Source organism: Bacillus sp. GMs2/2 (assembly GCF_050172095.1).
GTDB lineage: Bacteria > Bacillota > Bacilli > Bacillales > Bacillaceae_G > Bacillus_A > Bacillus_A cereus.
In genome coordinates this window covers 12366-35056 of record NZ_JBNLYE010000012.1, presented here as the reverse complement: position 1 = coordinate 35056, position 22691 = coordinate 12366, and the positions used below count along the sequence as shown (strand labels likewise).

Sequence of the window (22691 nt, the reverse complement as noted above, 5' to 3'; positions counted from 1 at the left end):
ACCTCTATGTTTAGATTTATCATTATTCCCACCTTTTTGCAACTATCATACCATAGTTGCTATACAAACATTTTTCCACTTTTGACAGTTAATCAAACGTTTGTTTAAACGATTTTGTCTCATTTAAACAAACGTTTGATTAACCTAGAAAAACACCCATGTACGGGTGTTTTTCTGCTTAATCTTTAAAAGTCACTACTATTATCGCTTATTAATCTCTTCAAGTAAGATTTTGTTAACAAGTGGTGGATTTGCTTGTCCTTTTGTAGCTTTCATAATTTGACCAACTAAGAAGCCAATTGCACGGTCTTTACCGTTTTTAAAGTCTTCGATAGATTGCTCATTATTATCAAGAATTTCTGTTACAACTTTACGAAGTGTACCCTCATCAGAAATTTGAACAAGACCTTTCGCTTTAACGATTTCTTCTGGGTCTCCACCTTTTTCAATTAATTCGTTAAATACTTTCTTCGCGATTTTAGAAGAAATTGTACCTTTTTCAATTAATTGAACCATTTTAGATAAACCAGCAGGCGTTAATGCAACGTCTTTTAATTCTTTTTGTTGTTTGTTTAAGTATGCAAGTACTTCACCCATTAACCAGTTCGATGTTAATTTCGCATCAGCACCGTCTGCAACAGTTGCTTCAAAGAAATCAGACATTTCTTTCGTTAATGTTAACACGTGTGCATCATAAGCTGGTAAGCCTAATTCTGCAACGTAGCGAGCTTTACGTGCATCTGGAAGTTCTGGAATAGAAGCTCGAACTGCTTCTTTCCACTCATCATCAATGTAAAGTTCAACTAAGTCTGGCTCCGGGAAGTAACGGTAATCGTCAGATCCTTCTTTCACACGCATTAAGATTGTTTTCTTTGTTGCTTCATCATAACGACGTGTTTCTTGTTGGATGATGCCACCAGATAACAGTTCTTTTTCTTGGCGCACTTGCTCATGCTCAAGACCTTTTTGTACGTAAGTGAATGAGTTTAAGTTTTTCAGTTCCGCTTTTGTACCGAACTTCTCTTGTCCAACTGGACGAAGAGAAATGTTCGCATCACAACGTAATGAACCTTCTTCCATCTTACAATCAGATACACCAGTGTATTGAATGATTGATTTTAACTTCTCTAAGTATGCATATGCTTCTTCTGGCGTACGCATATCTGGCTCAGATACGATCTCGATTAAAGGCATACCTTGACGGTTGTAGTCTACTAATGAACCATCAGCTGTATGCGTTGATTTACCAGCATCTTCTTCTAAATGAAGACGTGTAATACCGATACGTTTCTTTTTACCGTCTACTTCGATTTCAATCCAACCATTTTCACCAATTGGCTTATCAAATTGAGAGATTTGGTAAGCTTTCGGGTTATCTGGATAGAAATAGTTTTTACGGTCAAACTTTGTTTCCGTTGCGATTTCACAGTTTAATGCCATTGCAGCTTTCATTGCAAAGTTAACTGCTTCTTTATTTAAAGTAGGAAGTACCCCTGGGTATCCTAAGTCAATTACACTTGTTTGTGTATTTGGCTCCGCTCCGAATTCTGTTGGACTCGCAGAGAAAATTTTCGAATTTGTTTTTAACTCAACGTGAACCTCTAAACCAATAATTGTTTCTAAATTCATCTATGCTCGCCTCCTTACAGACTTGCTTTTTTTGTATGATAGTCTGTTGCTTGCTCAAACGCATGTGCAACGCGGTAAATTGTCGCTTCATCGAAGTGTTTACCAATGATTTGTAGACCAAGTGGCATGTTGTTAGCACCGAATCCACATGGAACAGAAATCGCTGGAACACCCGCTAAGTTTACTGGGATTGTTAAAATGTCATTTGCATACATTGTCATTGGATCATCAACTTTTTCGCCCACTTTAAATGCCGGAGTTGGCGTTGTTGGTCCAATAATAACATCATAGTTAGCAAATACATTTTCAAAGTCGTTTTTAATTAATGTACGTACTTGTTGTGCTTTCTTGTAATATGCATCATAGTAACCAGAGCTAAGCGCAAATGTACCAAGCATAATACGACGTTTAACTTCATCACCGAAACCTTCACTACGTGTGTTTTTGTAAAGATCTAATAAGTTATTGACATTATCAGAACGAACACCGTAACGCACGCCATCAAAGCGTGAAAGGTTCGCAGATGCTTCAGAAGAAGATAGTAAGTAATACGTTGCTAGAGCGTATTTAGAGTGTGGAAGCGATACTTCCTCCCAAGTTGCGCCCATACCTTCTAATACTTTTAAAGCAGCTAGTACTGACTCACGAGCTTCTTCGCCAACACCTTCGCCTAAGTATTCTTTCGGTACAGCAATGCGTAAACCTTTAACATCGCCTGTTAAACCAGCTAAATAGTTTCCAACTTCAACGTTTGCAGAAGTTGCATCCATGCGGTCAATACCTGAAATAGCTTGTAATAAGTATGCATTGTCTTCTACTGTACGTGTAATCGGTCCGATTTGGTCAAGTGAAGATGCGAATGCTACTAATCCGTAACGAGATACGCGTCCATAAGTTGGTTTTAAACCTACAACACCGCAATATGCAGCTGGCTGACGGATAGAACCACCCGTATCAGAACCTAGAGAGAATAGTACTTCTCCTGCTGCTACAGCTGCTGCAGAACCACCACTAGATCCGCCCGGAACGTAATCTAAGTTCCATGGGTTTTTCGTAGCGTAGAATCCTGAGTTTTCATTTGAAGAACCCATTGCGAACTCGTCCATGTTTAATTTACCGATTGTAATTGTGTCAGCAGCTTTTAGCTTTTGCACAACTGTCGCATCATAAATTGGATCGAAGTTTGCTAACATTTTGCTCGCACAAGTTGTACGAAGACCGTTAGTTACAATGTTATCTTTTACACCAATTGGCATACCGAATAATAAACCATTATCTTCAGCGCCAATTTTTGCATCTAATTCTTTCGCTTTTGCGCGTGCATTTTCTTCATCTAATGTAAGAAAAGCTTTTACGTTATCTTCAACATCCGCAATACGTTTGTAAGATTCTTCTACTAAATCCGTAACGGAAATTTCTTTGCTGTTTAACTTCTTATGTAACTCTGATACTGAATGATCAAATAATGACATCGAAATTCCCCTCCTCTATTCTAATACTGCTGGAACACGGATTTGATTATCTTTGTGATCCGGTGCATTTTTTAATACTTCTTCAACTGGTAAACCTTTTTCTGGTACATCTTCACGCATAACATTTTTCATAGTTAATACATGAGTTGTTGGTTTTACATCTGTTGTATCTAATTCATTTAACTGTTCTGCAAATGTAACAATTGCATCTAGTTGTTTTTGAAATTTTTCTGCTTCTTGATCAGTAATTGCAAGACGTGCTAAATGTGCTACGTGCTTTACATTCTCAACGGAAATTCTTGACACGGCTAGGCCACCTCCATAATATATCGTTCAATCTACAATACTATTGATGATACCAAATTTTCAGTACTTCAAGCAAGTCAACACAGAGTACTTACGCCATTTTTACATAAAAAAAGAAAGGCAAATGCCTTTCTTTACAATTTACTCTTTATCTAACGGTTTATTTTTCGGAAATCTCTCGTTATCTTCTTCATTATCACGAATTGTTTTTTGTAATACAAAACAAGACATCGTTAAAAATAATGTTCCAATTAAATAGTATCCTTTTACACTAAGCGTTTCATCTAACGTATAAATCCCAATTAGCATACCTGAAAGCGCACAAACAAATGAAGTCCATGCTAAAAACGTGAACGCTTGCGTATTACGTCTTCTCATCGTTCTCCCCCTCGTTAGCTGTATACCCATTATAGATAAGTATATTTACCATGATGGATTTTTATGTAAATTCTAGTTTTATATTTATAAATCTATCATAAAAGAATACTATTTTAAAGAAAGTTTTCTGCCTAATCTGAAAAAACAATTAAAATCATTGACAATTATTTCTATTCTACATAAAATAAAAATAAATATTACGAACCTCGAAATATACGGGAGTGGAATTAATTGTTGCAATATGAACATTTTTTAGACTTACTGCTAGATAACGCCAAGAAACTTTTCTATCCTGAAGAATGGGTAAGCCTAGATTTAACACTTTCTAAAACAGAAGTATTTTGTTTACTTTGGATGGAACGAAATACCGATATTACAATGACGAAAATTGCTGATCTTCTTGATATACCGATGAGTACAACAACGGGCGTTGTAAATCGCCTTGTAAAAAAGGGATTTATTGAACGCTACCGTGATGAAAATGACCGACGTATTGTATTAATTCGGTTAACAGAAAACGGCGTAATGCTCGTTCAAGAAGTAAAACAAAATGCGGCCCATTACTTTAGCTTAGTAACAGAAGCATTATCAGAAGAAGAAAAAGCATTCTTACTACAAATCTTCCAAAAAATCATGAATCACATCGCTACGTCACAGCAGAAAACAGAAGAAAAAGTTTCTACACCTAAAATGAAAAACATTCCGATTGAATAAAACCCTATCTGGGTTTTTATTCAACTATTTACTTCGACACTCGTAATATTCGACATTCGAAACAAAGGGGATATGAATGATGAGAATTATCTTGTATACAGGTAAAGGCGGCGTAGGAAAAACTAGCATTTCAGCAGCAACAGCAATTCAAAGTGCGAAACAAGGATTAAAAACATTAGTAATGAGCACAGATCCTGCTCATAGTTTAGGAGATTCATTTGGTATAAAGCTATCTTCTGAACCACTAGAAATTCGTGAAAATTTGTGGGCACAAGAAATTAATACAATTTATGAAATGGAAAAAGGCTGGGGAAAATTACAGAAATATATTACACTACTCTTCACTTCCAAAGCAGCTGATGATATTACAACAGAAGAGTTAACGATGTTTCCTGGTATGGAAGATTTAATTAGCCTACTTCGCGTACTCGATTATTATAAACAAAACACATATGATGTTATTATCATTGATTGTGCTCCAACAGGAGAAACATTAGCAATGTTAAGCTTTCCAGACATGCTCGGCTGGTGGATGGAAAAATTATTTCCTATTAAAAGAAAAGTTTTAAAAGTCGTTCGTCCTGTAGCTCAACCACTCCTTGGTGTTCCTCTTCCAACCGACGATATTATGGACGAATTAACAAGTACACTTGAAAAGCTCGGAGAAATGAGAGATATTTTATCAAATCGAGAAGTAACAAGTATCCGCATCGTTGTAAATCCTGAAAAAATGGTCATTAAGGAAGCCCAGCGCAGCTTTACTTATTTGAATTTATACGATTATAACGTAGATGCCATTATGATTAACCGCGTCATCCCTAACACTGTCACCGATCCTTATTTTCAGGCATGGAAAGATACACAGAAGAAATATAAAACATTAATTCAAGATAGTTTTCAACCCCTTCCTATTTACGAAGCTCCAATGTTTGAACAAGAAGTTGTTGGTTTGTCTATGTTAGAACGTGTAGGAGATTCTTTATTTAAAACTGATCATTCCCCTACAGAAGTAAAATTTAACGGGCGCACTCAATATGTAAAAAAGGATGGCGATGAGTATATTTTCGTTCTGTCCATTCCCTTCTCAAACAAAAGTGAACTTTCCTTAAATCAAAAAGGTGATGAACTTATTATTCGAGCGGGTTCTGTTAAACGGAACATCACGTTACCAAAAACATTAACACACCTTTCTATTCAAGGAGCAAAATTTGAAGAAGATATACTAAATATTCGGTTTGGAGGTGTAGTACATGCATGAGGAATTACTACGAAGGGTAATTCGTACAAAAGTAAAAGTCGGGATGCATATATTAGAAGAGCTACCTAATCCAATCCAACAATCAGCTAAGCAAATATTAAATATTTTACAAGAGGAACTAGCTGCTTATCTGAAAGAACGAGAGCATCATGAAGTTAATTTAAAAAATATCATAATTGAATAACCATCTCTGTATAGAGGGCCTTTTTTAGGCTTTCTATACTTTATTGGAGTGATGTAAATTGATGAAAAAACATTCCACTACTATATTCTGGATCATTCCCTTATTATTTTTCATTCATAACCTTGAAGAAGCTTTCCAAATGCCACAATACCTTGCTAATCAATTTTCAATCCGTCTTATAACTAGCCAACAATTTTTCATCGCCATTTCCGTATTAACAATCTTTGTATTACTTATCGTCTTTCTATATCAACTTAACTTCTTGTCTTCTATATGCTGGATTATTTTTATACAAGGGGCCATCTTCTTCAACTCTGTTCAACATATTATTTTGTTTTTCATTTATCGCTCTTATAACCCCGGCGTAATATCAGCATTTTTCATTACTCTCTTTTCTATTTTCTTTTTTTTATCAAAAAAACACTTAATTCATCCAAAGCAATTCGTAATTACACTCCTTTTCAGCTTATTTTCTTATCCCATTATAATTTGGATCACCTTACTGTTCGCTAGCTACTTTCATTCATAAAAAAAGACCAGGAAAATTCCTGGTCTATCACTCTACTTAACAAACATTGGATTCTATGTTATACAAAATTGGAAGGTACAGAGTTAGGGTTTGTTTGTTAAGTTTATATGTTGAACGAACTAACAGCGGAGGGGTTCCTTCTGTTAGTCCATTAAACCCAATGATTATTTTACGATTTTTTCAAGCTCATCAAGTGAAAGATCTACTGAAATGGAACCATCATTTGTTTCTTTCTTAATTGCATCTGTTACTTCTTTTGAATGATATAGTTCAATTACTTTTTTCAATGTTGGATCATCTTTATCTTTCGTACGAGCTGCAAAAATATTAATATATGGCTTCGCATTTTCATTCTTTGGATCTTCTAAGAAAATAGGATCCTTCGCTGGATCTAATCCAGCTTGACCAGCAACACCGTTATTAATAACTGATGCTGCAACATCTTTTAACACACGAGGTGTTTGCTGTGCGATAACCGGTGTAATTTTTAATTTCTTCGGATTTTCAGCAATACCACTTGGATCTCCAAATAGACCAAAGTCTTTTTTAAGCTTTAATAATCCAGCTGCATCAAGAAGTTTTAATGCACGTGCTTGGTTCGTTGGATCGTTTGGAATTGCAATTTCTGAACCATCTGGGATTTCATTTGCTTTCTTATATTTTTCAGAGTATAAACCCATTGGCGCAATTTGCGTTGTACCAACAGCTGTAATATCTAACTTATGCTCTTTTTTAAATTGCTCTAAGAAAGCAATATGCTGGAATGAGTTTAATTCAATATCTCCATCAGCTAACGCTTTATTTGGCGTTGTGTAATCAGAGAACTCCACCAGTTTAATCTTAATCCCTTCTTTTTCAGCTTTTTTCTTCAAAATTTCCCAAGCGTCTCCATCCGTTCCAGTTACACCGACGCGAACTACTTTTTCTTTCGCTCCTGCACCCGTGTCTCCACTTGAGCAGCCGCTTAATGCTGAGACTCCTACAATCACTGATAATGCAAATGCTAAAATTTTCTTCATTTTCTTTTCCTCTCTTCCTTTTTATGATCTGCGTAACAAGACTTTCGCAAAGTAGTTTCCTAAATTTTGAGCTATCTGTACGAGAATGATAAGTAACACGACCGTTACGAACATAACTGATGTATCAAAACGTTGATAACCATATGTCATTGCCAAGTCACCAAGACCTCCACCACCGACAAGCCCAGCAACTGCAGAAAATTCGATTAAACCAACTGTCATAAATGTGACACCTAAGATTAATGGTGCTAACGCTTCTGGTACAAGGATTTCAAAAACAATTCTAATTGGCGAGGCGCCCATTGCTTGCGCTGCTTCAATTACTCCTTTCGGAACGGAAACAAGGTTTGTTTCAACCATTCTAGCAATACCAATTGATGCGACTAACGTCATCGGGAAAATTGCCGCTGCTGTTCCAATCGTCGTTCCGATAACACTTCTTGTTAGTGGACTCAAGGCTACTAAAAAGATAATGAATGGTACCGGACGAATTGTATTAATTATGATGTTAAGAATAGAAAAGACCCATTTATTTTCTAAAAAGTTTCCTTTTCTCGTTACATATAAAAGTAAACCTAGAGGTATACCCAGAATTGTAGCGAATATAAGGGTTACAATTACCATTAAGAGGGTATCCCCCGTCGCATCTAGTATGCGCGGCCAAAATATACTCCAATCAACTCGCATGAGCTTCTACCTCCTTCAGCTGCACTTGCAGTCTTAGATGTTGTAATGCTTTTTGAATTTCCCTCTGCTCACCTTGCAACTCTACAAGAAGATTTCCAAATAGCACATTTTGAAGTTCAATAATATTTCCGTACAGTACATTTACATCGACGTTATAGTTTTTTGCGATATATGATAGTACCGGCTGTCCTGTCTCCTCACCAGTAAATGTTAGACGATAAATTTGACCACCATTTTGAATTTTCGCTAGAACACTTTCCGGTAAATGATCATTAATGACAGAACGTACAAAGTTTTGAGTCGTCTTTGTTTTTGGTTGCGTAAAAACATCAAACAGTTTTCCTTCTTCAATAACTTTCCCCTTCTCCATTACAGCTACACGGTGACAAATTTCTTTCACAACATGCATTTCATGTGTAATAAGAAGAATTGTTAAATTGTATTCTCGATTTACTTTCTTTAATAAGTTTAGAATTTCTGTCGTTGTTTCTGGATCTAAGGCTGATGTTGCCTCATCACATATAAGAATATCTGGCGATGTCGCAAGTGCTCTAGCAATGCCCACACGCTGCTTTTGCCCACCTGATAGCTGCTCTGGATAATAGTTTGCTTTATCTTCTAACCCTACAAACTTCAGCAGTTCATTTACTCTTTCTTTTATCTCATTCTTTGGTACTTTCGCTAACTTTAATGGATAAGCAATATTTCCAAATACTGTTCTTGAATTAAATAAATTAAAACTTTGAAAAATCATTCCGATTCTTTGTCTTAGTTTACGCAATTCTTTCGTCGATAATGATGTAATATCTTTATCATCTATTGAAATCGTTCCTGCCGTCGGTCTCTCTAACATATTTACTAGGCGTAATAACGTACTCTTTCCAGCGCCACTAAAACCGATAATGCCAAAAATTTCGCCTTTCTCAACTGATAATGTTACATCCTCCACCGCATGAACAGATTGGCCAGCTGATTCATACACTTTACTTACATTGGTAAAAGAAATCATTTTTTTCCCTCCTATATGCTGTAAAAACTTGAAGCAGAGCTTTCGAGGTAAAATAAAAAGTGCCCTCCTTCTTATCAACCATAAAGATAAGAAGGAGAGCACTTATATGTACTCGTTCACATCTTCTCATCTTCCAAGCCTTTATATGGCTTGCTGGAGTTAGCACGGTATTAAAAAACCCGTTGCTGAGGTATCGTAGGGCCAGTCCCTCCACCTCTCTGGATAAGAATGTATCGATTTAATTGTCGTTTAATTAATTCTCATTATAGAACTCAGAATAATAAGAGTCAATACATTTTTTAGAAAAATATTAATTATTCCTTTATTAAAATTTTCAGATGAATATTCATCTGAAAAATAGTAACTTTCAAGGTTATTTAAAATTCTTCTTCCTCATATTTTTAAACAGGAGAATCCTCTCTACGAATTGAATAAATTTATTTGAATATGAAACTCGGAGGAAGATAAATATATGAAAACAGCTCTTTTACTCGTCGATATTCAAAACGATTATTTTCCAAATGGAAAGATGGAATTGCGTAATCCAGTAGAAGCAAGCGAATATGCTAATCAGTTATTACAACACTTTAGAACAAACAGCGAACCTATTTTTCATATCCAACACGTAGCTATAAAAGAGGACGCTACTTTTTTCCTACCTAATACAGAAGGTGTACATATTCATGAAAGCGTACGTCCACTTAGAGAAGAAACAGTTATAGTCAAACATTATCCAAATAGCTTCCGAGAAACTAATCTTCTAGAGCAATTAAAACGTTTAAATATTGAACATGTCGTTGTATGCGGGATGATGACTCATATGTGTATCGATGCAACAGTAAGGGCTACATTCGATTTTGGCTTTCAATGTACCGTTATACATGACGCTTGTGCTACAAAAGACCTTTCTTTTAAGAACGCTACTATACCAGCTGTTTATATTCACAATACAATTTTAGCTAGTTTAAATGGCGTATATGCAAATGTAATAAACACGCAAGAATTTTTAGCTACATAAAAAAACACTCCTTTCAGTGAGCAAAACTGAAAGGAGTGTTCCTTGTCGAACCATAGATTTTCTTTCAAATTGTATTATACAGGAAATTCTCAAAATGAATACTAAAAAATATGACTAATAAGTCAACTTTTCTCATCATTTTATTTCTGTTCACATGTTTATCACGCTATTAATAGGTTTTAGCTCATTCTCTTCGAACGACGGTAATATATGGGGGTTCAATTTTAAAAGGAGCTCTTCACATTCTGTGAAGAGCTCCTCTACTATTTCTTATAAAGTTTCAGAAGTAGTTTTTGCTTGCATGTGAAGTGCTAAGTAATCAGGTCCACCAGCTTTAGAGTCTGTACCAGACATGTTAAAGCCACCGAATGGTTGGTAACCTACGATTGCACCAGTACATCCACGGTTGAAGTATAAGTTACCAACGTGGAAGTCTTCGCGTGCTTTTTCAATATGGTCACGGTTGTTAGTAATAACAGCACCTGTTAAACCGTATTCCGTATTGTTTGCAATTGCAAGTGCATGATCGAAGTCTTTCGCTTTACAGAATGCTACTACTGGTCCGAAGATTTCTTCTTTCATTAAGCGAGCATCTTCTGCAACGTCAGCAACGATTGTTGGTTGGATGAACCAGCCTTTAGAATCGTCTCCTTCGCCACCTGCTAAGATTCTACCTTCTTCTTTACCAATTGCAACATAGCTCATTACTTTATCAAATGCAGCTTGGTCATTAACAGGACCCATGTTTGTACCTAATACCGCTGGGTTAGCAACTGTTAATTCTTTTGTTAATTCAACAGCACGATTTAATACGTGATCGTATACATCTTCATGGATTACTGCACGAGAACATGCAGAACATTTTTGTCCTGAGAATCCGAATGCTGATGCAACGATAGACTTAGCTGCTAATTCAAGATCTGCTTCTTTATCAACAACGATTGTATCTTTACCGCCCATTTCAGCGATAACACGTTTTAACCAAATTTGTCCTGGGTTTACTTTCGCTGCACGCTCGTAGATACGGATACCTACATCACGAGATCCCGTGAAGCTTATGAAACGTGTACGAGGATGATCTACTAAGTAGTCACCAACTTCAGAACCGTTACCTGGAACGAAGTTTACTACGCCAGCTGGTAAGCCAGCTTCTTCTAATACTTCCATAAATTTCGCTGCTACTACAGGAGTTGTACTAGCTGGTTTTAGTAATACTGTGTTACCAGAAACTAAAGCAGCTGTTGTCATACCTGCCATAATTGCGAATGGGAAGTTCCAAGGAGAAATGATAACACCTACTCCTAATGGAATGTAAGAGAAACGATTATATTCAATTGGACGGCTTTCTACTGGAATACCGTCTTTTAATTTTAACATTTGACGACCATAATATTCCATAAAGTCGATTGCTTCTGCTGTATCAGCATCTGCCTCATTCCATGGCTTACCTGCTTCTTTTACAAGAATAGCAGAGAATTCATGTTTTCTGCGACGAACGATTGCTGCAGCACGGAATAAAATGTCTGCACGCATTTCTGGCTTTGATTTTCTCCAAGTTTGGAATGTTTCATCCGCTACTTGCATTGCTTTTTCAGCTAACTCACGGCTTGCTTTTGAAACACGACCAACAAGTTCCTCTTTATTTGCAGGGTTTACAGAAACAATTTTGTCTTCTGTAGTGATTTTTTCTCCCCCGATAATTAATGGATAGTCTTGTCCAAGATAAGATTCTACTTTCTTTAAACCTTCTTCAAACGCTAATTTGTTAGCCTCCACTGAAAAATCTGTAAATGGCTCATGTTTGTATGCTACTACCATTTTTTTAGCCTCCCCTTAGAAAAACGTTTACATTTTACAACATTATTCTACACGATAATTTAGATTTATTCAAATATTCCTAGACTTATATTTTAAAAATTAATAAATTTTTAAAATATAATAAAAAAAAGAGATTCATACATGCGTATGAATCTACAAAATATGAGTATATTCCAAAACATTTTTCCCGATCAATAATATAGTAACCAACAAAAATAAAGTCCTTACATATCCAACACCTTTTTGAACCGCAAACTTCGATCCAAAATAAGCACCTAAGATCATTGATAATCCCATGATAATACCGTATTCAAAATGAATTATGTCTAAGAATAAAAAAGTAATTAAAGATACAATATTACTAACAAAGTTCAAAAGTTTTCCAGATGCTGCCGCTTGAATAAAATCCAAGCCAATTAATAAAAATGCAAAAATTAAAAACGACCCTGTCCCTGGTCCAAAAAAACCATCATAAAATCCTATCATTAAAATAGCAAAGAAAAATATTAATGTTTTTCTTTGCGTCATCTTCTTATAGGTAGACACACTTCCCCAATTCTTTTTTGCAATAATATAAATAGCAATAAATACCAACATTACAAGTACTAATGGGCGTAAAATATCCGATGGAATAAATTTTACTACTAAAGCACCTGCAACAGCTCCAACAATAGTTAACGGGATTAACTTTCCTACAATTTTAAAATCAACTTTTCCTGATCGAATGAAATACATCGCACTCGTAAACGTCCCCATTGTTGCCGCTAATTTATTCGTTGCAATTGCCGAAGCTGGCGATAGGCCAACAAACATAAGTGCAGGAAGCGAAATTAACCCTCCTCCTCCAACAACGGAATCAATAAAAGCTGCTAAAAAACCGAATGCAATTAATAAAATAATGACTTGAAAACTTAATTCTTCCATGAGCTTTACCCCTTACCCCTATTTTTTACAACATTTTAAATTATAACAAAATTACATAAGAAAAAAAGCTGTTCCATAGAGGAACAGCCTTCATATTTAATCTAAAATTTTCACAAGTGGTTCATCTTGTTTTGCTTCACGTATAATAATAGCTTCTGGGCGTTCTACAGATTTAATCGTTACTTGTACTTTCATATAATTCGGGAAGTATTCCATAACAAGCCCTGCCACATATTGTGTAAAACCAACTATTTCCGCTTTTCCATTAAACTGGACAGGAATATCAAGCTTCATTTCTCTTAATTCATCATCTCTATACATACCAGTACCAATAACAGCTGTATAGTCGCCTTGGAAATAATCGCTTAGTTTTGCCTTAAAGTTGGATACTCTTGCAAGATCTTCACGTTTATTATCTGTTTTCGCTTGCTCTGATGGGAACAAATAATATTTTTCATTAATTTGTTTCCAATCTTCAACCGTTTCACTACCTTTTTCGACATTTGCATAAGAAACAAAATTACCTGGCACGAGCGAAGACTTTGGAGCTTGGCGATAAATCGCAAATGTTATCGGAATATTTTTTGTTTCAGGTTCTTTTTGATGTATGACTTTCAAAATTTCTTGCGCCATTTTTTTCCCTTCAGCTAACATCTTTTCATCTGGGATTGCAGCTTCACGTGGGTAACCATGCTCTTCGTTAAAATATTGAACAGAATTCATCGCTAATCCAACTACCATACCAACACGTTCCTCGCCGTTATCGCCTTTTTTCACATAATAATCATGCTCTAAAATATTTGAAATATATATTGGATTTTTTTTATTTTTCACTTCTAGTGATTCGGATCCTGTTCCTAATGCAGGATTTAATCCTATATTAGGAAATTTAACTGCATCTTTTTTTAATTTTTCCTCTAGTTCCTTTTGTTCAGCATCTGTACGTTTTCTTTTAACAAGCATCTGTATAGTTTGAGTATCTAGAGCTTTTCCGCCTTTTAAAAAATTATCTTTCGTACTAAATGATTCTTTTGCAATTCGCATTAATCCTGTTTCAAATTCATCTATATCAAGGCGACTATTTAACCCTTGCACCACTAAACCACGTGCCTTTCCACCATCAAATGGAATAGTCGTCTTATAATATTCATCCGAAATAGCGTATTTTGGAACAACTGATTGTTCTTTTGCTTTCCCCGATTTCCCAGCCACTTTTTCATCTTTGTCGGCACCTGCACTACACCCACTTACAAGTAGGCCAAGGCTTAATACCGCTAATGCTATTTTTTTCATGGTAAGTTTGCACCTCTTACTTATTTAGCTCTTGTAAGAACCTCTCTTCATTCCAAACCTCAACATTATGTTTCTCCGCTTGTGCTAATTTCGAACCAGCTGCTTCACCTGCAACAACTAAATCCGTACTCTTACTAACACTTCCTGTTACTTTTCCACCTAATGCCTCAATCTTCTTCTTCGCTTCACTTCGTCCCATAACTTCTAGCTTACCTGTTAAAACAACCGTTTTTCCTGCGAAGTAAGATTCAACATTTTGTAAATCTGCAATTTTTATACCTTTGTATGTCATATTTACGCCATACTCTTTAAACTGCTGTAATAACTCTAATACATCTTCATTATCAAAATATGTCACAACAGATTGAGCCATTTTTTCGCCAATTTCATTAATTGCTTTTAGTTCTTCTTCCGTTGCTTTTACAAGCTCATCCATCGTTTCAAAGTGCTCTGCAAATGTACGTGCTGCTTTCGCTCCAACGTGGCGAATTCCAAGACCAAATAATAATCGCTCTAACGAGTTTTCTTTAGAATTTTCAATTGCTTGTATTAAGTTTGTTGCTGATTTTTCACCAAAACGTTCTAACTGTAATAATTGCTCTTTCGTCAATGCATATAAATCAGCAAATGTACGAATATAATCTGCATCAAAGAGTTGTGTAATGACACGTTCTCCAAGTCCATCAATATTCATCGCATTTCTTGAAACGAAATGGATTAATCCCTCTCGAATTTGAGCAGGACAAGTTGGATTTATACAACGAAGTGCTACTTCTTCTTCTAAACGAACAAGTTCACTCTCACATGCTGGACAATGAGTTGGCATGCGGTATTCTTCTTCCTCACCAGTACGCTTATCAAAAATAACGTTCACAACTTCAGGAATAATATCTCCAGCCTTCTTCACAACAACGTAGTCACCAATTCGAATGTCTTTTTCACGAATTAAATCTTCGTTATGTAAAGAAGCACGACGAACAATCGTACCAGCAACTCTCACTGGCTCTAGTTCTGCAGTCGGTGTTACAACCCCTGTTCGGCCAACACTTAATTCAATGCCTGTTAATCTCGTTACAACTTCTTCAGCTGGGAATTTATAAGCAATCGCCCATCTTGGACTCTTCGCTGTAGTTCCTAGACTTTCTTGAAGAGCAACATCATCTACTTTTATAACGATTCCATCAATCTCATAATCAAGATGCGGACGTTTTTCTTGCCATTCTTCTACATAAGCTATAACTTCTTCAATTGTTTCACATGTACGGCGATTTGGATTTGTCTTAAATCCGAGTTCACCTAAGAAATCCAGCGATTCACTATGTGATGAAATTGTTTTTTCTTCTACATTCGCAAGACCATACACAAACATAGATAAGTTACGCTTCGCTGCAATTTTCGGATCAAGTTGACGTATTGAACCTGCTGCTGCATTACGCGGATTCGCAAATACATCTTCTCCATTTTGCTCTTTTTCTTCATTTAGTTTAACGAATGAACGCTTCGGCATATAAGCTTCGCCTCTTGCTTCTAACGTTACTTCTTCATTTAAACGAAGTGGGATAGCTTTAATCGTTTTTAAATTTTGAGTAATATCTTCACCCATTACACCATCACCACGTGTCGCCCCTTGAATGAAGCGTCCTTTTTCATAATGAAGCGAAACGGCAAGCCCGTCAATTTTTAATTCACATATATATCTTACATTCGCACCATCAATTCCTTGACGTACTCTTCTGTCGAAATCACGTAAATCTCCTTCGTTAAATGCATTTCCTAAACTTAACATTGGTGACTTATGTGTTACTTTTTCAAATATATCAAGAACAGTCCCCCCAACGCGAACGGAGGGAGAATCTTCACTCATAAACTCTGGGTTCTCTGCTTCTAATTTTATAAGCTCCTGCATATTACGGTCATATTCCGCATCAGAAACAGAAGGATTGTCTAATACGTGATATTGATAGTTAAATGTATTTAACAAGTCACGTAATTCTTCTATACGTTTTTTTACTATCTCTTTTGACATATCCTCATTCCTTTCCTATTGTTTCGTCACAGGTGCAAATTTTGCTAACAAACGTTTAACACCAATTGGGCTTGGGAACGCAATATCTAATTCTTTTGCATCACCTTCACCTTTTACACTTACAACTGTACCGACTCCCCATTTTTGGTGGGAAGCTTTATCTCCTACTGCCCAGCCAATTTGTTCGCCGCCTGTCGTCTTAGCTGCAGGGCGCGCGAAAGCTGAACGAGAGCGTGTTGCTGTTGTGATTGTCGTTTTGCCGCTACTTGCCGTTCTGCCTTTTGTACCAAACGATGTTTCACGCTTCGGCGCTGTTTCATTTAATGATTCCACTAGTTCTGTCGGGATTTCTGTAATAAATCGAGACGCAGCGTTCATACTTGTTCTACCAAATAATGTACGCATTTGCGCGTTAGATAAATATAGCTCTTCTTCTGCACGAGTAATACCTACATAAGCAAGACGACGTTCTTCTTGCATTTCATCCTCTTCCATAAGAGAACGAGTATGAGGGAATATCCCTTCCTCTAAGCCAACAATAAAGACAACCGGGAACTCTAATCCTTTCGCCGAGTGCATCGTCATTAAAATAACTTCTTCACCAGCAGTTGGGTCTTCATCTACACGATCAATATCAGCAACAAGTGCTAAATCTGTTAAGAATGCAACAAGGCTCTTATCTTCGCTTTGAGATTCAAATGTTTGCGTAACAGATAAGAACTCGTCTAAGTTTTCTAAACGACCTTCCGCTTCTAAAGAACGTTCATTTTTCAACATATCGCGATAGCCTGTTTTTTCAATAACTTCTTCTACTAATTCTGTAACAGATAAATACTCTTGCATATTTACCCAGTTATTTAATAAATTCGCGAATTCTTTTACTGCCTTTGTAATTTTTGCACTTACTCCAACATGCTCAATCTCATCAAATACAGCAGTTAATGAAATTCCATTTTGCACACCGTAATTAATAATTTTATCGATAGAAGTCGCACCAATGCCACGCTTTGGCACATTTATAATACGTGCAAAACTAATTTCATCATCTGGATTACCGATTAAACGTAAGTACGCCAAAATATCTTTAATCTCTTTACGATCGTAGAACTTCGTACCCCCGACAATTTTATATGGAATGTTAGATTTAAGGAAAATCTCCTCGACCATACGAGACTGAGCATTCGTACGATATAGCACTGCAAAATCAGTATATTTTCGTTTCCCCATTTGAATATCGTCACGAATTTTTTTTGCAACAAAATACGCTTCGTCCTTTTCAGTTGCAGCACGATAATACGAGATTTTACTTCCAACTTGATTGTCTGTCCATAATTTCTTCGGCTTACGATTCGTATTTTTTTCAATAACAGCATTCGCTGCATTTAAAATATTTTGTGACGAACGATAGTTTTGTTCTAACAGAATTACTTGTGCATTCTCATAGTCTTTTTCGAATGACAAAATGTTAGAAATATCTGCACCACGCCAGCGATAAATAGACTGGTCAGAGTCACCCACAACGCAAAGATTTTTAAAACGCGCTGCCAAATGTTTAACAAGAAGATATTGCGCTTTATTCGTATCTTGATACTCATCAACATGAATATATTGGAACTTACGCTGATAAAACTCTAGTACTTCTGGAACACGTTCAAATAGCTGAATCGTCGTCATAATTAAATCATCAAAGTCTAATGAATTATTTTTCAAAAGACGTTTTTGATACTCTGTGTATACATCGCTCGTTAATTTTTCATATGGATCAGCCATTGTAATTTTTTTTGCATATTTATCCGCAGATAACAGTTCATTTTTCGCATTACTAATACCCGCTAAAATAGAGCGCGGCTCAAATTTCTTCGGATCAACATTGCGCTCTTTCATAATTTTTTTGACTACAGTTAGCTGATCACCTGAATCTAAGATTGTAAAGTTACGATTAATACCAATACGATCGATATCGCGTCGTAAAATACGTACACACATAGAGTGAAACGTCGAAATCCAAATATCTTCTGCTTCTGGTCCCACAAGTGTATCAATACGCTCACGCATTTCACGAGCTGCTTTATTTGTGAAGGTAATAGCTAGTACATTCCATGGTGCTACACCTTTTTCACCAAGTAAATACGCAATACGATGTGTTAACACACGTGTCTTACCACTACCTGCACCTGCCATTAATAGAAGTGGTCCATTCGTTGTTTGTACTGCTTTTTGTTGCTGTGGATTTAAACCGTTTAATAACTTATCTGTCATACTCATATACGCCTGCACCTACTCTCCTTTTACTGCTTTAACTGTTTTTAACGCCGATTTTATATCATCATAAATAATATTTCCAACAACTACTGTATCAGCATATTGTGCCATTTCTTTCGCCTGTTCTGCATTAGAAATACCACCGCCATAATATAACTTAGCTTGTTTCAATTCTGCTTTTACATTTTTAACAAGTTCAACATCTCCATACGTACCGCTATATTCTAAATAAAATATCGGTAAACGTAATAGCTTGTCTGCTAAACGAGCATATGCAATAACGTCATCTTCTGTTACATCACATTTCGCTTCTGTAAGCTGGGCTACTTTCGCTTCTGGATTTAAAACACAATACCCTTCCATAAAAATTTCGTCCCAGTCCATAATATCCCCAAATTCTTTCAATGCCTCATGATGAACACCTGTTACCCATTCTACTTTTCGGCTATTTAAAACACTTGGGATGTAATAAAAATCAAATCCTGGTGTAATTGCTTCTACATCAGAAACCTCTAATACACAAGGAACTGCATATCTACGAATGCTAACTAGCATGTGTAATACGTTATCAATTGTAACTCCATCACTTCCGCCTACAATAACCGCATCAGTTCCAGACTCACAAATCATTTCTAAATGTTCATCGCTTAACTCCTTATTTGGATCAAGCTTAAATACATGTTTCCATCCGGAAATATCGTACATGAAAACACCCTTCCTTTTCTCTAGTTATATATATTTCTGTTCAAAATAACAGTTTATTTTCATCATTATTGTTTTAACTTCATCTTAAATATTTGTTTAAAACGGAGAATTAAGTTTGGAATTACCTCTTCCATATTTTTTAAACTAGAGGATTTAATTTTGAAGTTTCTTTTATGCATTCTTTCATTATAACAAAAAAAGTTACTTACACACACGCACATTCCAACATCTTTTTCCACGTCAAATGTTGGATTACATATCCCAAAAATCAAACGGGATACTAATAAAAGAAATAGTATTATCTATTTCAACTTTCATAAAAAGGAGTGTTTTTCTAATGAAGCAAAATATCGGGACAATAAACGCTCTAATTCGAATTACACTTGGGCTCGTCCTCTTCGGATGTAGTGCAACTAAACTTGTACGCAAGCCGTGGTGCACTTGGTCTAACATTTTTCTATGGATTGGTGCAATGAAAGTTGCAGAAGGAATTGTTCGTTTCTACCCTGTTGTTGAAATGTGGAAATTCGGAAAATATATGAACATGGGGGCATTTAAAATGCCTAGCATGAATTTTGCTGAAAAAGGACATGCTAAAGAAGAAGTGAATCAAACTTCCACTCATGACAAGCCAGAGTCAAAAGGAAGTTATGACGCTTCTGACAAAGAGATTGAGTCAGCGATTGAAGATATAATCCTGGCAAAACCGCTTTGAATCATTTGTCACGATGCAAGATGCTCTCAAAGGGACTTAGCTGCTGCAGTGGGCGGTTAAGTCTTCTTTATTTTACCATAAAACAGAACGTATATTCTCTTTTTGAACCTTAAAATGTATATAAAAGATATCAACCAATAAAATTCAGAAAATTAGATGCATACCTCTTGCTTAAGATGATATAAAAGTGATATCATTTTTATATCAGGAGGCGATCATATGAAAGAAAAACAAGTATTTTATGTAAATGGTTTTCTCGGTATTATTGGAATTTTGATTTTAGCTGCTATCGGTGTATTTTTCCTTGCACAAGAAATTTTCATAGGAGCGGCACTAACTATTATATTAGCCGCAGTTCTCGCTACAGGTATCGGTATTGTTCAACCGAATCAAGCGAAGGTTATTACGTTCTTCGGTAATTATTTAGGAACAATTCGTCAAAACGGTTTATTTTTAACGATTCCGTTCGCATTCCGTCAAACTGTATCTTTACGTGTTGAAAACTTTAACAGTAAAAAATTAAAAGTAAATGACGTTGATGGAAATCCAATTGAAATTGCAGCTGTTATCGTATATAAAGTTGTTGATTCTGCAAAAGCAATGTTTGGTGTTGAACATTATGATCGATTTGTAGAAATTCAAAGCGAAACGGCAATCCGCCATGTTGCAACAAAATATCCTTATGACAATTTCCAAGATGAAACCTGCGTTACGTTACGCGGAAATACTGAAGAAATCTCTGAAGAATTAAAACGTGAGTTAGAGGCGCGTCTTGAAATTGCTGGTGTAGAAGTATTAGAAACTCGTTTAACGCACTTAGCTTACGCAACAGAAATTGCCCATGCAATGCTACAACGCCAGCAAGCAAAAGCAGTATTAGCTGCTAGAAAAGAAATTGTTGAAGGTGCTGTGAAGATGGCGAAAGATTCCATCCATATGTTAGATGAAGAAGGCGTACTAGAACTCGATGACGAGCGTAAAGCAAATATGGTAAACAACTTATTAGTTGCCATCGTTTCAGATAAAGGTGCGCAGCCAGTTATTAATACAGGAAGCCTATACTAAGGGCTATAAGTAATTATGGCTAAAAAGAAAAGCTTTCCATTACGTATTGATCCTGAATTACACGCAGTCATCGAAAAATGGGCAAATGATGAATTTCGTAGCGTCAATGCACACATCGAGTATTTACTTCGAGAAATGGCAAAGCAAAAAGGGAAATTAAAAAAAGATAAAGATGCATAAAAAATCCCGCTGATTCCTCAGCGGGATTTTTACATATTAACTTTTCGTCATCTCATGCCCAATTGCACGATATCCTATATCACTTCGATAAAATAGACCATCACTCTCAATTTTACCGATTTCTTTATATACTTTATCTTTTGCTTCTTGTAAACTATTTGCCTTACAAGCAACAAATAATACACGGCCACCGTTCGTTACAAAGTCCCCATGTTTCATTGCTGTACCTGCATGGAAAACAATCACATCTTGCAGTGCATCTAGTCCGCTAATAATATCACCTTTTTTATATGCTTCTGGATATCCTTTAGAAGCAAGTACAACACCGATTACCGCTTCTTCTGACCATTGTAACGTTAGTTCACTTTCATCTAATACAGCGTTACATACATCAACTAAATCGTTTTCTAATCGAGGTAATACAACTTCTGTTTCAGGATCACCGAAGCGTGCATTAAATTCAATTACCTTCGGACCATTATTTGTTAAAATAAGACCTGCGTATAAAATACCTGTAAACGAACGGTTTTCTTCAATCATCGCCTTAGCAGTTGGATGCAATACGGTTTGAATCGCTTCTTGAACTGCTGATTCTGGAATTTGTGGTACTGGAGAATATGCACCCATTCCACCCGTATTTGGACCTTTATCACCATCAAAAGCTCTTTTATGATCTTGGGCGATTACCATTGGATGTACAGTTGTTCCATTCACGAATGCCATTAATGAAAATTCTTGTCCATCTAAAAACTCTTCAATAACAACCTTCTTACTTGCCGCGCCGAATTTCACATCTTGCAGCATTTCTTTCACAGCTTGTAATGCCTCTTCAAGCGTCATCGCTACCGTTACACCTTTACCAGCAGCTAGGCCGTCAGCTTTAATAACGATTGGTGCACCAACTTTTTGAATGTACTGTACTGCTTCTTCATAATCTGTAAAAGTTTCGTACGCCGCAGTTGGAATATCATACTTTTTCATAAGCTCTTTTGTAAAAGCTTTACTACCTTCAATAACAGCAGCCGCTTTATTCGGACCAAATACGCGAAGTCCCTCTTCTTTAAAACGATCAACAATTCCATTCATAAGCGGAATTTCTGGTCCAACGAAAGTTAACTCAACATTATTCTCTTTTGCAAATAAAACTAATGCATCAAAATCATTTTCATCAATATCAACTGGTGTTGCAACATCTCTCATACCTTCATTACCTGGTGCTACATATACCTTTTCTACTTTTTCAGATTGTGCAAACTTCCAAGCTAAAGCATGCTCACGCCCACCGCGGCCAATTACTAAAACATTCATATTTCATCCCCCAATAATTAAATAAGTACAAACTAGAAGCTATGCTCCTAGTTTGCTTTTTCATATCAATAAAAGGTTATCTCGACCGGACTTTTTAAACATCCATATCAATAAAGGTTTAAAAAGGAGGATTAAGAGAACCAAGCAGGTCGAGGCGCATTTGCCAGGAGGACACGGAGTGTAGCTTTCCTA

The 22691-nt window shown here is 36.2% G+C and carries 21 protein-coding genes, 1 pseudogene and 1 riboswitch; of the genes and pseudogenes, 8 read left to right on the top strand and 14 right to left on the bottom strand.

Going from position 1 to position 22691, the window contains the following annotated elements; genetic code table 11:
* Window positions 1-201: 201 nt before the first annotated feature.
* The 4 genes from gatB to ACQGS6_RS03900 all read right to left on the bottom strand — a co-directional run bounded on the left by gatB (window position 202) and on the right by ACQGS6_RS03900 (window position 3785).
* Window positions 202-1629 (bottom strand): Asp-tRNA(Asn)/Glu-tRNA(Gln) amidotransferase subunit GatB, encoded by a 1428-nt coding sequence (gatB, locus tag ACQGS6_RS03915; protein ID WP_001047685.1) that lies wholly within the window; start codon window positions 1627-1629, stop codon window positions 202-204.
* A 14-nt stretch (window positions 1630-1643) separates the two neighbouring features.
* Window positions 1644-3101 carry an Asp-tRNA(Asn)/Glu-tRNA(Gln) amidotransferase subunit GatA gene (gene gatA, locus ACQGS6_RS03910; RefSeq protein WP_000051455.1) on the bottom strand — a complete coding sequence of 486 codons (1458 nt, stop codon included), beginning with the start codon at window positions 3099-3101 and terminating at the stop codon, window positions 1644-1646.
* A 15-nt stretch (window positions 3102-3116) separates the two neighbouring features.
* Complete coding sequence (gene gatC, locus ACQGS6_RS03905; protein WP_000086999.1) at window positions 3117-3407, bottom strand: Asp-tRNA(Asn)/Glu-tRNA(Gln) amidotransferase subunit GatC; 291 nt, start codon at window positions 3405-3407, stop codon at window positions 3117-3119.
* Between the two features lie 141 nt (window positions 3408-3548).
* Entirely contained in the window at window positions 3549-3785 is a 237-nt protein-coding gene (locus tag ACQGS6_RS03900) for a YiaA/YiaB family inner membrane protein (protein WP_001254393.1), read from the bottom strand.
* Between the two features lie 231 nt (window positions 3786-4016).
* Here ACQGS6_RS03900 and ACQGS6_RS03895 point away from each other — a divergent pair, with 231 nt between their 5' ends.
* The 4 genes from ACQGS6_RS03895 (at window position 4017) to ACQGS6_RS03880 (ending at window position 6470) form a co-directional block, all read left to right on the top strand.
* Window positions 4017-4499 carry a MarR family winged helix-turn-helix transcriptional regulator gene (locus ACQGS6_RS03895; protein ID WP_000942463.1) on the top strand — a complete coding sequence of 161 codons (483 nt, stop codon included), beginning with the start codon at window positions 4017-4019 and terminating at the stop codon, window positions 4497-4499.
* A 76-nt stretch (window positions 4500-4575) separates the two neighbouring features.
* Window positions 4576-5757, top strand: a complete 1182-nt coding sequence (locus ACQGS6_RS03890; RefSeq protein ID WP_001985980.1) for an ArsA family ATPase — start codon at window positions 4576-4578, stop codon at window positions 5755-5757.
* Window positions 5750-5941 (top strand): DUF3926 domain-containing protein, encoded by a 192-nt coding sequence (locus tag ACQGS6_RS03885; protein WP_000544105.1) that lies wholly within the window; start codon window positions 5750-5752, stop codon window positions 5939-5941. Before ACQGS6_RS03890 ends, ACQGS6_RS03885 begins: the two co-directional genes overlap by 8 nt.
* Before the next feature lie 61 nt (window positions 5942-6002).
* A complete protein-coding gene (locus ACQGS6_RS03880) occupies window positions 6003-6470 on the top strand; it encodes an HXXEE domain-containing protein (protein WP_001986283.1) in 468 nt (155 codons plus the stop codon).
* 164 nt (window positions 6471-6634) lie between these two features.
* Here ACQGS6_RS03880 and ACQGS6_RS03875 read toward each other — a convergent pair whose 3' ends face one another.
* Genes ACQGS6_RS03875 through ACQGS6_RS03865 form a run of 3 tightly spaced genes read right to left on the bottom strand, consistent with a single transcriptional unit; the run spans window position 6635 to window position 9185 of the window.
* Complete coding sequence (locus ACQGS6_RS03875) at window positions 6635-7489, bottom strand: MetQ/NlpA family ABC transporter substrate-binding protein (protein WP_000721612.1); 855 nt, start codon at window positions 7487-7489, stop codon at window positions 6635-6637.
* Between the two features lie 21 nt (window positions 7490-7510).
* Window positions 7511-8176 carry a methionine ABC transporter permease gene (locus tag ACQGS6_RS03870; protein ID WP_001261865.1) on the bottom strand — a complete coding sequence of 222 codons (666 nt, stop codon included), beginning with the start codon at window positions 8174-8176 and terminating at the stop codon, window positions 7511-7513.
* A complete protein-coding gene (locus ACQGS6_RS03865) occupies window positions 8166-9185 on the bottom strand; it encodes a methionine ABC transporter ATP-binding protein (RefSeq protein WP_000623013.1) in 1020 nt (339 codons plus the stop codon). Before ACQGS6_RS03865 ends, ACQGS6_RS03870 begins: the two co-directional genes overlap by 11 nt.
* Before the next feature lie 123 nt (window positions 9186-9308).
* Window positions 9309-9414, bottom strand: a riboswitch (SAM riboswitch).
* Window positions 9415-9657: 243 nt separating this feature from the next.
* Here ACQGS6_RS03865 and ACQGS6_RS03860 point away from each other — a divergent pair.
* Window positions 9658-10223: pseudogene (locus tag ACQGS6_RS03860) on the top strand (cysteine hydrolase family protein).
* A gap of 250 nt (window positions 10224-10473) precedes the next feature.
* Here the strand turns inward: ACQGS6_RS03860 and pruA are convergent.
* The 6 genes from pruA to ACQGS6_RS03830 form a co-directional block, all read right to left on the bottom strand.
* On the bottom strand, window positions 10474-12021 hold the full coding sequence (pruA, locus tag ACQGS6_RS03855; RefSeq protein WP_000259551.1) for an L-glutamate gamma-semialdehyde dehydrogenase: 1548 nt from the start codon (window positions 12019-12021) through the stop codon (window positions 10474-10476).
* A gap of 153 nt (window positions 12022-12174) precedes the next feature.
* Window positions 12175-12945 carry a TSUP family transporter gene (locus ACQGS6_RS03850; protein WP_000391975.1) on the bottom strand — a complete coding sequence of 257 codons (771 nt, stop codon included), beginning with the start codon at window positions 12943-12945 and terminating at the stop codon, window positions 12175-12177.
* A gap of 96 nt (window positions 12946-13041) precedes the next feature.
* A complete protein-coding gene (locus ACQGS6_RS03845; RefSeq protein WP_000717034.1) occupies window positions 13042-14238 on the bottom strand; it encodes a CamS family sex pheromone protein in 1197 nt (398 codons plus the stop codon).
* Between the two features lie 16 nt (window positions 14239-14254).
* Window positions 14255-16264, bottom strand: a complete 2010-nt coding sequence (ligA, locus tag ACQGS6_RS03840) for an NAD-dependent DNA ligase LigA (protein ID WP_426964887.1) — start codon at window positions 16262-16264, stop codon at window positions 14255-14257.
* Between the two features lie 15 nt (window positions 16265-16279).
* Window positions 16280-18529 (bottom strand): DNA helicase PcrA, encoded by a 2250-nt coding sequence (gene pcrA / locus ACQGS6_RS03835; protein WP_002100669.1) that lies wholly within the window; start codon window positions 18527-18529, stop codon window positions 16280-16282.
* Window positions 18530-18541: 12 nt separating this feature from the next.
* Window positions 18542-19231: a heptaprenylglyceryl phosphate synthase gene (locus tag ACQGS6_RS03830; RefSeq protein WP_000272103.1), complete on the bottom strand. Its 690-nt coding sequence runs from the start codon at window positions 19229-19231 to the stop codon at window positions 18542-18544.
* A gap of 337 nt (window positions 19232-19568) precedes the next feature.
* Between ACQGS6_RS03830 and ACQGS6_RS03825 the strand changes: the two genes are divergently transcribed.
* From ACQGS6_RS03825 to ACQGS6_RS03815, 3 genes are all read left to right on the top strand, one after another.
* Complete coding sequence (locus tag ACQGS6_RS03825) at window positions 19569-19946, top strand: YgaP family membrane protein (RefSeq protein ID WP_426964886.1); 378 nt, start codon at window positions 19569-19571, stop codon at window positions 19944-19946.
* Window positions 19947-20165: 219 nt separating this feature from the next.
* Window positions 20166-21011 carry an SPFH domain-containing protein gene (locus tag ACQGS6_RS03820; protein WP_000660669.1) on the top strand — a complete coding sequence of 282 codons (846 nt, stop codon included), beginning with the start codon at window positions 20166-20168 and terminating at the stop codon, window positions 21009-21011.
* 15 nt (window positions 21012-21026) lie between these two features.
* Window positions 21027-21191 (top strand): toxin-antitoxin system HicB family antitoxin, encoded by a 165-nt coding sequence (locus ACQGS6_RS03815; RefSeq protein WP_001085171.1) that lies wholly within the window; start codon window positions 21027-21029, stop codon window positions 21189-21191.
* A 36-nt stretch (window positions 21192-21227) separates the two neighbouring features.
* Here ACQGS6_RS03815 and purD read toward each other — a convergent pair whose 3' ends face one another.
* Complete coding sequence (gene purD / locus ACQGS6_RS03810; RefSeq protein ID WP_001101978.1) at window positions 21228-22499, bottom strand: phosphoribosylamine--glycine ligase; 1272 nt, start codon at window positions 22497-22499, stop codon at window positions 21228-21230.
* Window positions 22500-22691 lie beyond the last annotated feature (192 nt).